Source organism: Spiroplasma phoeniceum P40, from assembly GCF_003339775.1.
Lineage (GTDB): Bacteria > Bacillota_I > Bacilli_A > Mycoplasmatales > Mycoplasmataceae > Spiroplasma > Spiroplasma phoeniceum.
In genome coordinates, this window is sequence record NZ_CP031088.1 from 1112826 (window position 1) to 1125960 (window position 13135).

At 26.5% G+C, this 13135-nt stretch carries 11 protein-coding genes; 1 reads left to right on the forward strand and 10 read right to left on the reverse strand.

Annotated elements, in window-relative coordinates:
• Nucleotides 1–6: 6 nt before the first annotated feature.
• Nucleotides 7–402: a lipoprotein gene (locus SDAV_RS06935; RefSeq protein ID WP_114565020.1), complete on the reverse strand. Its 396-nt coding sequence runs from the start codon at nucleotides 400–402 to the stop codon at nucleotides 7–9.
• Nucleotides 403–518: 116 nt separating this feature from the next.
• Here SDAV_RS06935 and SDAV_RS06940 point away from each other — a divergent pair, with 116 nt between their 5' ends.
• Complete coding sequence (locus SDAV_RS06940) at nucleotides 519–1607, forward strand: DDE-type integrase/transposase/recombinase (RefSeq protein WP_114565021.1); 1089 nt, start codon at nucleotides 519–521, stop codon at nucleotides 1605–1607.
• A 447-nt stretch (nucleotides 1608–2054) separates the two neighbouring features.
• Here SDAV_RS06940 and SDAV_RS12075 read toward each other — a convergent pair whose 3' ends face one another.
• From SDAV_RS12075 to parC, 9 genes are all read right to left on the reverse strand, one after another.
• Entirely contained in the window at nucleotides 2055–2204 is a 150-nt protein-coding gene (locus SDAV_RS12075) for a hypothetical protein (RefSeq protein WP_186823342.1), read from the reverse strand.
• Between the two features lie 176 nt (nucleotides 2205–2380).
• On the reverse strand, nucleotides 2381–3394 hold the full coding sequence (locus SDAV_RS06945; RefSeq protein ID WP_114565022.1) for a hypothetical protein: 1014 nt from the start codon (nucleotides 3392–3394) through the stop codon (nucleotides 2381–2383).
• 244 nt (nucleotides 3395–3638) lie between these two features.
• Complete coding sequence (locus tag SDAV_RS06950; RefSeq protein WP_114565023.1) at nucleotides 3639–6461, reverse strand: cation-translocating P-type ATPase; 2823 nt, start codon at nucleotides 6459–6461, stop codon at nucleotides 3639–3641.
• Between the two features lie 404 nt (nucleotides 6462–6865).
• Nucleotides 6866–7150 (reverse strand): hypothetical protein, encoded by a 285-nt coding sequence (locus SDAV_RS13350; protein ID WP_245938321.1) that lies wholly within the window; start codon nucleotides 7148–7150, stop codon nucleotides 6866–6868.
• Nucleotides 7151–7232: 82 nt separating this feature from the next.
• The gene (locus tag SDAV_RS06960) at nucleotides 7233–7658 is read right to left on the reverse strand and encodes a GNAT family N-acetyltransferase (RefSeq protein WP_114565024.1); all 426 of its coding nucleotides are present in this window, start codon (nucleotides 7656–7658) and stop codon (nucleotides 7233–7235) included.
• Between the two features lie 179 nt (nucleotides 7659–7837).
• On the reverse strand, nucleotides 7838–7987 hold the full coding sequence (rpmG, locus tag SDAV_RS06965) for a 50S ribosomal protein L33 (RefSeq protein ID WP_004028258.1): 150 nt from the start codon (nucleotides 7985–7987) through the stop codon (nucleotides 7838–7840).
• Nucleotides 7988–8100: 113 nt separating this feature from the next.
• Nucleotides 8101–8883 carry a hypothetical protein gene (locus SDAV_RS06970; protein ID WP_114565025.1) on the reverse strand — a complete coding sequence of 261 codons (783 nt, stop codon included), beginning with the start codon at nucleotides 8881–8883 and terminating at the stop codon, nucleotides 8101–8103.
• Nucleotides 8831–9631: an ATP-binding cassette domain-containing protein gene (locus SDAV_RS06975; protein ID WP_114565026.1), complete on the reverse strand. Its 801-nt coding sequence runs from the start codon at nucleotides 9629–9631 to the stop codon at nucleotides 8831–8833. Before SDAV_RS06975 ends, SDAV_RS06970 begins: the two co-directional genes overlap by 53 nt.
• A gap of 81 nt (nucleotides 9632–9712) precedes the next feature.
• Entirely contained in the window at nucleotides 9713–13135 is a 3423-nt protein-coding gene (gene parC / locus SDAV_RS06980) for a DNA topoisomerase IV subunit A (protein ID WP_114565027.1), read from the reverse strand.

Sequence of the window (13135 nt, forward strand, 5' to 3'; positions counted from 1 at the left end):
CTGTTATTAAGTTCCTTTTTGTTCTTTTCAATCAGTAATTTCACCAGTATTAGGATTAATAGTTGGAATTTGCGGTTCACCCACACCATCTCAACGATAAACAATTTCAAAATGATATAAGGGTCATTTAGGTTGTGCTGGATTTGCTTTTCAATTAATAATTTTATAATTTGATCCATTTTCTCAAATTCCAATATAAATTTTATTACGATTTTTTTCTTCATCTTTATTATCGACTAATTTTCAATTACTATCTTTTGGTGGTTGTTGTACTGGCGTTGGTGTTGTCGGTTTATTTTCTTCATTATTATTTGGTTTTTCAGATTTTTCACAACCGATTAATGTTGTTGTGCTTGTTGCGGTTAATCCGATTGCTCCTATTATGCTAAGTATTCTTTTCATATAGATTACTCCTTTTTATTTTTTTATATATAATTGATTTTATCTTATATCAATTATATATCAATTATTCGTATTAAATATTAATTTTATATATTTTTGATGGTAGGTGTAAATTAATGAAATATATTATTAATAATTTTAATTTGTTTGATTTACAAGCAAAATTAAAAAATTTTTTAAGTAAAAATTATAAAAATAAATATTATAAAAGAATAAAACAAAAAATATTTTCATATATTAATTTGTGTAATGATTATTATAATGGTAATTTTTTGTTGAAAGATTTAATTAAAAAATATTTTAAAAATAAGTTTTCAACTTTTTATTATTGAGCGAATAAAATTTTAATTGCATATAAAAATAATGATTTTGCTGAATTATTATTAAAGTCAACAATTCCTAATAATATTAATTATCAATATAGTGATGATATTCGCAAAATTATTTGTGATTTATATTTTGAATATTGTAATAAACATGCTGGTGGTGTTTTATCTTTGTTTTATAATTTAAAAAAAGGAATTCATGGAGAAGAATTAAAAAATAAAGCACCAAAAAATTTAAAAACATTTTTTCGTTGACTTAAAAAAGATGAAAGATGATTAAAAATAAAAAATAAAATTAAAGAAATTAAAAAACAACATCTAAGATATGAAGTTAAAGAAATAGGTTTGTTACAGATGGACGCTAAATATTTTGTACCAAGTAAATTTCCAGTTGATAAAAAGTATTATGTTTATGATTTTATTGATGAAAAAACAAGATTAGCATTAGGATATGTTTATGATAAATTAAGTATTGATAATGCTATTGCTGCTGTTAAAAAAGTAATTAGTGATTTTAAAAATATATTTGGTATTAAAATAACACTAATTAGAACTGATAACGGTTCTGAATTTATTAATAATTATCGGAATAATCAAAAAATTAGTGTTAAAAAGACTAATTTTACTCAATTTTTAACAGATAAAAATATTTTGCATCAAACAACACCAGTTCGCTCTCCACAGTCAAACGGTAAGATTGAAAGATTTCATCAAAATTATACTAAATTATTTGTATTTGAAGAAAAAATATTAAATGCAGTTAGGTTACAGAATAAATTAAATGATTATTATTATTTTTATAATTTTGAAAGAGTACATAAGTCTTTAAATTTTCAGACACCATTTAATTTTTTGAATAGTTTAAGTTTAATTAAATAATTTTAAATTATTAAGTTTTTGTGTTTAAACTAAATAAGTTTATCATATTTTAATTAATTAATAATATGTAAATTAACTCATAAAATATGTTATTAAAATAATAAAATATGTATTTATTAATTAAAATTTAATAAATTATTTTTTAGTGTGTTTAATTTTATATTTTTTATTTATTTATTTTATGATATTTTTTTATTATAAATAAATATTTTTATTATTTTTGTTATTTTCTTGTAATCTTTAAAATTTGTGTGGTATACTACAATTAATTTTAAAATATAATTAATTTTTTTAAATGATGATTAATAGTACAAAAAAATAATTTAATTAACTTATAATTCCGAAAAGAAACATAATAATTTTGACTTTTAACATTTTCTCCTTCATCATTTAAAATAAAAATTATTTTCGCACGAATATAACTTTTAAAAAAAATACTATCACTTTTTATTCCTGTGTTAAATTTTTTTGATAATTTTTCATTTGAACTCGAAAAGATATCATTCCTAAAGTAATAATTGCAATAAGCGATGAAATTGCAATAAAAGCTTCTCAATAATTTGCTAAAAATTTTCAAATATTTTCAAAAATAACCATTAATTTTCCTCACTTCTTAAATAATTAAGATAATAAGTTAATACTATTTTTATCTTATCATACTTCCTAAAAAAATAATGGTACTCTAATTTTATTTTTTAAGATTATTTTTTAATTCTTTAAGTTTTAAATACTTTTTCATGTTAATTAAAAAAATAAGTAGTAAACTATAAATACTACTTATTTCATCGTTTTGATTTATTAATTCATTTTGTGATTTTAAAAAAATCTAAAACTTTACTGCAAAAAGAAGAAAAACCTTTTTTAGTTGAATAATTTGTTTGATAATAATTTGGTAAATTAATATTTTCTTTTTTTTGATTTACTTCTAAGTCATGTAAAAATTTTTTTTTACTAAACTTTCGTTCGGATTTTTCTTTTTGTGAATTTTTACTTAAAGGCTTATTAACTTCTAATTTCTGCTTAAAAATTTCAGTTTCATCCGTTTGTTCTTGTATTTGACTTAAAAAATTTGGTTTTTTACTTGGATCAATACTATTTGTATCAGAAGAACCGCGTCTACGATTAGCGATTATCGTATGATCTTTTGTTATATCATTAGAAATATTTTCTTCAATTGCTTTCTTTTTACTAATATTTCCACTCTTACGAGAAATAGTTTGCTGTTTTAGTTTTCCAGCAAGACTTGTTTCAGAACTTGATGTTTCTTTTCGCTCTAATTTTGGTTCTTGCATCACATATATCTCTTTTACTGGATCATAAAGAATAATTGCTGGTTGTTTTTCATTATTATTTTCATCAAACAAATCAATTACCGGACGATTATCGTTTTCTTTTTTAATACCTATATTATTTTGCTTTGCTAAATATTGCGGTGAAAAACGATCAATTGGTAACACTTTTTCACTTTTAAGATTAGCAGTATGTAAATTATATTGTTTTGTTAATTCTTTATTTGTTGTATTAACTGTTTTAAAAATATTATCATATTTTGCCATACTAAAGTTATAAATTCCACCACGTTTAGCTTGTTCACGGCGAACTTTTGCTGCTTGCATTTCTTTATCACGACGAACATAATATTCAGCAATCATTTTATTTGCTGGTTCAACCTTACCTGTATTACTATGACAAATTAACTTTTCTAATGTGTAAGAATTTATTTTTTTATTTAATAATTGATTTTCTTTTTGATTTAAGTTTTTATCTTTTGTTTTTTCAATAGCCATATTTTCTCCTTATAGTCCTGTTTATTATATCAAATTTTATAAGTATTAACTTATAATAATTTCAAAAATCCATTATTTAATTTAGCAAACATTAGTAAATATTGTTCATTAACTTCATCTTTTGAAATATAAGATACCTATTATTATATTGAATAATAATAACAAAAAAGCACCCTAGTGCCTTTAACAACTTAATTGCTAAATATAATATTTCCTAAAAATTATTTGTAATACAATTATTCCTTTATAACTTTCTTATTTTAATTTTACCAAGTTTTCGTAAGTGTTGTTTTAACCCATGATGTCATCAAAAATGACAAGCGTCAGTTATCACAATAATTGTGACAGGAATCATTGCCATTGATAAACAAGAAGGAATAAAATATCAATTATTTAAATTATAAACTTCTAAATCATTTAAGTTTAGTACTTTATTATTAATTCAAGGAATAAACAAAATAACAATATTTAATAAAAGTGCTCCTATTGCGGCATAAATTAATGGTCGATTAATAATTGGAGTAAAACGTTGCTTTATTTTTCAATTTGTTAAAGTAATAGTATTAACAAACATACTTGGCGCACAAGTTAAAGCAATAAAAATTCCTGTTCGACCAAAATCAGAAATTTGCAATTTCATTTCAATTGTAATATTAGGATCACTACTTCGTAAAAAATCAAAAACTGTTTGATAACCATAAGCTTCGTATGCTTGATTTGGAACAAAACTCATTCCAAAATAATAAGCGCCAACACAAACACTTGTTGTTAAAATTGTAATGCGAATCATTGGTCCTCAAATATTTCGAAATAAGGGATTCTTCCCTTGCACCGGTTTAATTGTCATTAATGTATCATCATTATCAGCCATTCCAATACAAATTGCTAAAATTGATTCAATAACTAAATTCATTCATAAAATATCAGTTGCTTCAACTGGTGAAACATGGTTAATTAAGGATAAAATAAAAATTGATAAAACATTTGCTAAATTAACTCCAATCACAAACGTAATTGCTCGGCGAATTTTTTGATAAACATTACGGCCTTCATTAACCCCTTTAATAATTGTTTCAAAATTATCATCCGTTAAAATAACATCAGCTGCTTGTTTTGCAACATCTGTTCCAGTAATTCCCATTGCTACCCCAATATCAGCTTTTACTAAACTTGGAGCATCATTAACCCCATCTCCTGTCATTGACACAAGATAATCTTTCTGCTGTAAAATATTAACAATCCGAACTTTATGTTCAGGATTAACTCGTGCAAATACTTTAATATTATCAACAATTTGAATTAATTGCTTATCTGTCATTGCATTTAACTTCTCTGAAGAAATTACTTCATATTCTGAATAAGCTAAGTCTAATTCTTTGGCAATTGCTAGAGCAGTTGTTGCATGATCACCAGTAATCATAACAACTTTAATTCCAGCAGCATGTGCTTTTTTTAATGCTTCAATAGCAGATTGACGAACAGGGTCAATCATACCAACAGCTCCTAAAAAAATTAATTTTTTTTCTAACGCCTCGGGGTCTTGTTCATCATCAAAATTAGTATTATAAGCAAAAGCTAATACCCGTAATGCTTGCCCTGATAAATCATCTGCTAACTTTAACAACAATTCTTTATCTTTTTTTGTTAATGTTAAAATTTCATTCTGAATCATAATGCGATCACAACGTTCTAATAAACTATCCAATGCACCTTTTGTAAAAGTTGTACTAACCCCTTCAATCACATTTAAAGTTGACATTAATTTCCGTTCAGAATCAAAAGGAACTTCATCAATTCGTTCTCATTTATCACGTGAATCTTGCTCATCATAAGCAAATAATTCAGCATAATCAACTAATGCTAATTCTGTTGGATCACCAATCCGTTCTTTATCTTCAGTAACACTATCATTACATAAAACTAATGCTTTTAAAAATAAATCTTGGTGCTGATCCAGACTACTATTAACGTATTCGTCAGAATTAATTACAGCATTATTCATCATTACTTTTTTAACTGTCATTTTATTTTGTGTTAAAGTTCCTGTTTTATCAGTACAAATAACATTGACACTTCCTAATGTTTCCATACTAGCAAGTTTTTTGACAATCACATTTTGTTTTGCCATTCGTTTGGTTGAAAATGATAAAGTAATCGAAACAACTGCTGCTAATGATTCTGGAATCACCCCAATTGTTAAAGTAATTGCTACCATTAAATAATTAGTTCATCCACTTTTATTACCATTAAAATATAATGCTAAAAAAATAACAATAGCAATAATAAAACTTAAGCCTGCAATTCAATACGAAAACTTTGTTAGTTTTTTTTCTAAATTTGTAGCAGTTTCTTCTGTTTCATTAATTGTTGTTGCAATTTTTCCAATTTCTGTTTGTTGACCAACCTTAATAACTACACCAACTGCTCGCCCAGCTGTAATAAAAGTTGACATGAAAGCAATATTTTTCATTTCTGCCAAAATTGTTGTTGGCTCAATTGGGTAAGCTGTTTTATGAACAGGAACACTTTCCCCCGTTAAAATTGCTTCATCAATAAATACATCAGATTGTTCAATAATGCGTAGTTCCGCTGGAACATATTTTCCTGCTTCTAAAATAACAATATCACCAACTGTTAATTCATTGGCTGGAATTTCTTGCTGAGAATCATTTCGAATTACGACCGCTTTTGGTTTTGAAAAAGATTTTAAAGCGGCCATTGATTTCAGAGCTTTTACTGTTTGGATTGTTTCTAAAATTGCATCAAGGATAACAATTGCTGCAATTACTGAAAAATCAATAAAATATTCGCCCTGAATTTGTCAATTATTTCCAATCATTGGCGCAATTACTGAAATTACAGCTGCTGCAATTAAAATTAATTGGATTGGTTCAATTAAGGCTTTGCCAAAAATAACATATCATGGGGTTACTTTACTTTTTGGTAATTCATTTTTTCCATATTTTTTTTTCCGAGCAATTACTTCTTCTGAAGTTAAACCCGTTTCAAAATTAGTTTTTAAATTAGTTTCTAAGTTGCTATTATTCTGGGATATGTATTCTTCCATCACTAATGACCTTTCTATTTTACTGTTTTATTAATTATTATACCTTAAAAATTTTATTTTAAAAAAGTTATTTTTACTTCTTAATCATGAATTTTTTTGTAAATAAAATTATTTATTTTTATTTAAGATGTAAATAAAAAATTAAAATCAGAAATAATATTTCTGATTTTAATTTTACTTAAATTATAAATTTTTATGGCGCTTAACAAGATTCGTTTGGTTAACGCCAAACATTGAATAATAAGCATTTCGTCATTTTACAACACCTTGCCCCATTCGATTGTAATTGTTTGAAGCATTACGTAATAAATTAATCCTTTGCTTCGTTAATTCTAATAAATTACCTTGACTAAAAGAAGGTCGCTTTTGATAAATATTTGTTATCTCTTGTTGTTTTTTATTTTTTAATGTCCTTTGCTGAGAATGTTTTTTTGTATCTTTTTTAATTTTTTTAAACTAAGTGCTTGTTTTCGTTGATGGGTTTGACCTATTGGGCGTGCATTATAATTTGCTTTAATCTTAATATTAAATTGTTGGCGCATTAAATTTAAAATTGTTTCTTTTTGAGCAAAAGTTAATTCTGTTTTTGCTTTTAAAATTCGCTCAATTGAAAGAAAATTCAATTTTAGTGAATTTAAAAATTTAAAAGTTTTTAACGCTTTTGGACCTAAATTTAATTTGTTCAACATTACCCGTCATTCCTTTTATTGGATATATTATACATTTTTTTCTATTGAATTAAAAATATTTTTTCATAAAATAGGTTAAAACTTATTGTTGTGAATAAATATGAACATTTTTCTTCATTGCAATATAATGATGCTTTTGAAAAAAAGCAACAGCTGGTAAAAATCATCCACAGTAATGTCTAAAAAAACCGTTTGTTTGTGCTTCTAATTCTAACTGTTTCAGCAATTTTTTGCCAAAATATCACCCTTGATATTCAGGGTCAACATATAAATCAGTGATTTGATTTTGTTGGGAATGATAAGCACCATAACCTAAAATTTTATTTTCAAAACTAATTACATATCCTATTTCGGTTTCTAATTTTTTATAAAAATTATTATTTTGAAAATACTGTAAAATAGCTTCTTGTTCTAAAAGATTATAATCATCAAGACTAATTTTATTAATGATTTTTTGTTTTAACTGATTAATTTGGTCTTGATCAATAATTGTAGCTTTTCGAATCATTCGTGCTTCCTTCCTTTCACATTTTTCCTTTGCTATTTTAAAATAATCAAAAAAACACCGATATGAAAGTATTATTATCTACTTTACCTTAATCATAACATAAAACCTGTTAATCCAAACAGATGTTAACTCTAATCTTTGATAAAAATAATTTTAAAAAAATAACTCATTAAAATGAGTTATTTTTTTTCTTTATGTAAAGTATGTTGGTTACATTTTGAACAATATTTTTTCACTTCTAATTTGTCCTGTTGTTTCTTTTTGTCACGTTTTGCAATGTAGTTTTCTTCCTTACATTGTTCACAACGTAAAATTATTCCTTCACGCATTTGTTTACTCCTTTTTTCTGCTTAAATCTTATTCTTCCCGAATTTTACAACAAGAATATCATAGCAAAATAATTTAAATTTGCCAATTACTTTTGTTGCTTTCCTCATTTTTTTTAATTATCTCAACGAAAAATTCGAACAATTAACCATATTAAGAGACCAGTTAAAACAACTGAACACAACATAACAACACAGCCAATACTTAAGCCCTTGATTGATAAAATTGCTTCTTTATAGTGCGCACCAAATAAAGCCGGAATAAAAGCTACAAATAAGAATGAACCTCCGACAAATAAAATTGTTAAAATGGTAGTTAATATTGATTGCATTGTTCGTGAATTAATTAAGATAACAGCAATAATCATTAAAGCAATTGCAAAAGCAGTAATAAAAATTGAAATAATAAAAAACAAAAGAACAATTAAATTATACGCAACAGCAAAATTAATCTTTAACACCGCATTAATAATGAAACTAGTAATTAAAACTAGGACATCAGCAATTAGTACTAAGGTAAAACAATAAGCGTAAACAATTAAAACAAAACCTAATGGTTTAATTTCTAATAATCCAATGCGTTTATAGACAACTGACATTTTTAAATCAATTAAAAAACCCATTAACATATATACAGCAACACTTGCCCCCGTTGCAATAAAAGTAACTCCAATTGATAGTGCCATAACATTCGGTCCTTGGCGGTAGTTAACAAAAATTGCTTGGCAAAGAATTGCAATTGGAATTAGTACAACGGAAAGAATTAAAACCATTTTTTGGCGTCGCAAATAACTTAGAAAAAAACGATATAGGGCTGATAAATTAACTTTTTCATTAACTAATCAACTATTTTTTATTTTTATCGATGTATTTTGTTCAGTTTTTGGCTCATTTGTCATGTTCGATTGCTCCTGTTCTATAGCCCTTTTTATAAGCGCCAATTTGATATTCTTTAAATTGATCTTTGACAAAAGCTTCAACACTGCCATATTCGGCAACAACATCAACTACTTTTGTTACTTTTGTAATTTCTCCTGCAACCATAAAAATTAAAGTATCACAAAACTTCTCAATTTCTTCCATATTATGCGAAATTAATAATAATGCTTTATTTTCATTTGCTAAAAAAATACTTAAAATCTCATATATTTTATCTTTAATTTCTAAATCTAAGCCTGTTGCTAATTCATCAAGAATAATCAAATCTGGGCCAACAATTAATGCTAATAAAATATTAATCTTTTGTTGTTGTCCGCCAGATAATTTTGAAATATCCTTGTTCATAATTTTTTCAATTTGTAAATTTAATAAAAGTTGATAAATGTTTTCTGGTGGAATTAATAAATTATAAGCTTTTAAATACAAATTTAAAATATCATAACCAGTAATGCCACGAGGATATTTAGATTCTTGCAATTGCATCCCAATCCGAATTCCAACTTGTTTTTCACTGCTGCCATTGGAAACACGACGTAATTGGGCTAAAATCTCACATAGAGTTGTTTTCCCTGTTCCATTTGGTCCAACAACTCCAATTCGATCTCCTTTTTGTACAGTTAAACTGACATTTTTTAAGACATGTTGTTTTCGATAAAATTTATTAATATTAGTACATTTAACTAAAAAGTCTGTTCCCAAATTAGTCATTTTTTATTTACTCCTCGTGTTTTTATCTTTCATTACTAAGATTATATATTAAAAATCAGCCAATTTTGACTGATTTTTAATTTATTTTTTACTTTTATCTAAAATATCATGAATAGTTAATTGTAATTCTTTTGTTTCATCATTTGCTAAATCTTTTTTAAAGTTAGCTTTCGTTACTCTTTTATTTTTTATTTGTTTAAAATCAGCTTTTTGCATTGTTTGCTCATGATTATTTGAAGAAACATTTCTTAAGCCAACCTTAATTGTTCCAGCTGGAGCTTGTTCAATTGCTTTTAATCATTCTGTTCGTGATTTTGCTTTAATAATAGGTTTATCTTTTTCGCTATTATTAAACTCAAAATTAATTTGTTGTTGTCTATTTTTAAGCAGAGTTCCCACTGTTGTGACCACTTTTCCAAAAGATGGTTTTTCTTCGCCAAAAGACCGAACTGTCGGTTTTATATTTTTTTGTTGATTATTTTGTTGTGCCTGTGCTTTTACTAAAGCTACTTTAGCTTGCTCACGTGGTTTCTTTTCAATTAACATATCTGCTGTTGTTTTCACTTTTCCAAAAGTTTTGCGAACAAATAATGGCGATGGTTCTTGTTCAGGTGCAGATACGATTGTGCTAGTTTCCACATTTGTTGAGGTTTGTTCTAATTGTCGTTTACTTTGTTGTTCTTTTCGAACTTTCTTTTTTGTCTCTTTTATATTTTTATTTTTCTGGCGCATTTTTTCTCCGCGTGGTTTACCCAAAATGTTTTTGTTAATTTTTTTCTTACTATTTGCATGGTGGTCAAACGTTGTTATTGGTTCTGCTGTCGCAATAACTTGCTCAACTTGATAAATTTCTTCTGGTGGAATCATTAATGCTAATTTAACATTGGGATCACTTTCTTCATCGTTAGTATTTTCTGAGGTGATTGTTTCCTGATTATAACTTTTTTCATTTGGTTCTGTCTTATTAACAGCAGCATTATTCGTTGGTTTTGCTACTTCAATTAGGGGTTTGAGATTGTTTACATTATAATGTTTATTATGATGAAGCGGATGCTTTTTTGCAGCTGCACTACTACTTTCTAATCCTTTTTTTGATGGGATTAGTTTTAAATCATAATAATGGGGAATAACAATATCAACAATATTTTCAAAGCCTAATTTATGATTAGCAGTAACTAATTTATGAATAGGCATTTTATCAGTATTAAATATCTCAATTTCATCATTTTGATTTAACATATGTAAAATATCTTTCCCTTTTGTTAAAAACGTTCAGCGGACAAGTTCATTAATATCTTTATTTAACTTATATAATCGTGTTCCTTTTACTGGCCGTGTTGATGTAGGAATTTCTGTTAAATCAATTTTTTTCCCAGTATGAAGATTAGTAATTAATACTAAATTATCATATTCACAATAACCCGCATTAATAACTACATCATCACGTAGATTAATTGATTTTACCCCTGCTGTTCGTAACCCTAATGTGGGAATTTGCTTTTTAGGATATTTAACAATAAAACCGTTTGCTGTTGTTATGACAACATATGGATGATGATTAACTAATTGGCTAGCAACAACTTCATCATCATTTTTTAAATTAATAGCTTTAAGAGCCTTGCTAATTCGTGTTGCTTCAAAATCTTTAACAGCTGTCTTTTTAATCATTCCATTTTTAGTTGCCAACATAATGTATTGTTCTTTTTTATTAAAATCATTTAATAAGAAAGCACTAATAATTTTTTCTTCTCCTGGTAACTCAGAAATAGTATTAACATGTTCACCAATATCACGTAACCGAACAGTTTTAATTTTATAAACTGGAATAATAACATAATTTCCTTTTGAAGTAATTAATAAAATTTTATCAGAAGTATTAGCTTGAAAATTAGCAATTCATAAATCCCCTGGTTTTCGTTTAAATTCTTCAGTTGCTAACCGTGCTAATTGATTATTTTCTAACGCTTTTAAATACCCATCTCGTGAAATTCAAATGTTCAAATCTTTTTCAATAATTGTTTCTGTTTTTTGAATTTCAATTGCTTCAATTTCATTCTCAATCACACTACGACGACGTGAAACAAACTTTTTCTTAATTAATTCTAATTGGTGAATAATAACACTATTTAATTTATTAATATCACGTAAAATTGCTTTTAATTCAGCAATTGTTGCAATTAATTCTTTTTGTTCTGCTTTTAATTGTAAAATATCTGTTGAAGTTAACCGGTATAATCTTAACTGGACAATTGCTTCGGCTTGAATTTGAGTAAAACCGAATTTTTTCCCTAAATTATGAATTGCATCACTGCGATCTTTTGAATGGCGAATAACTGCAATTACTTCATCTAAAATACTAATTGTTTTGATTAACCCAGCAACAATTTCTGAGCGTTTTTGTGCACGTGCTAATTCAAAACGAGAACGATGTGTAACAACTGCTTGTTGATGTTCAACATAGTGGGTTAAGATTTCCTTTAATCCTAATTGTCGTGGTTGTTTATTTGCAATAGCAACCATATTAAAATTATATGAAATTTGTAAATTAGTATTTTTTAATAAAAATTTCCGTACGGTTTCAACATTAGCTTGTTTACCTAATTCAATCACAATTCGTAACCCTTCGCGGTCTGTTTCATCACGAACTTCCTTAATATTTAATCCTGGTTCATTATATTTAATATCATCAATCTTTTTAACTAAGTCTTGTTTAATAACTTCATATGGAATTTCAGTAATTACTAAAGCATTGTTTTCAAATTCAATTTTGCTACGAACAATAATTTTGCCTTTTCCTGTTTGATATGCCTCTAAAATTCCACTTTTTCCCTGAATAATTCCCCCCGTTGGGAAATCAGGTCCTTTAACATATTTTACTAAATCCTTAACCGTACTGTCTGGTTTTTCAATAAAATGAATTGTTGCATTAATAATTTCATGTAAATTATGTGGTGGAATATTTGTTGCATATCCAGCAGCAATTCCAGTTGAACCATTAACTAATAAATTTGGAAATAAAGCTGGTAATACAACAGGTTCTTGTTCTGAATCATCAAAATTAGGAGCAAAAGCAACTGTTTTTTTATCAAGATCTTGTAATAAAAATGAGGAAATTTCACTTAAACGAGTTTCAGTATAACGCATTGCAGCCGCTGGGTCCCCATCAATTGAACCATTGTTTCCATGCATATCAATTAATGGATAACGGACCTTTCAATCTTGCGATAACCTTACCATTGCATCATAAACTGATGTATCACCATGCGGATGATATTTACCAATTACTTCTCCGACAATCCGTGCCGATTTTTTATAACTCGTATTAAAAGTTAATCGTAATTCATTCATTGCAAATAAAATACGGCGTTGCACTGGTTTTAAACCATCACGAACATCAGGCAAGGCTCGATCTTGAATAATATATTTGGCATAACGACCAAAGCGTTCTGACATAATATCATTTAAACTATAAACTAATTCATTTTCTTTTTCGTTATTACTCAT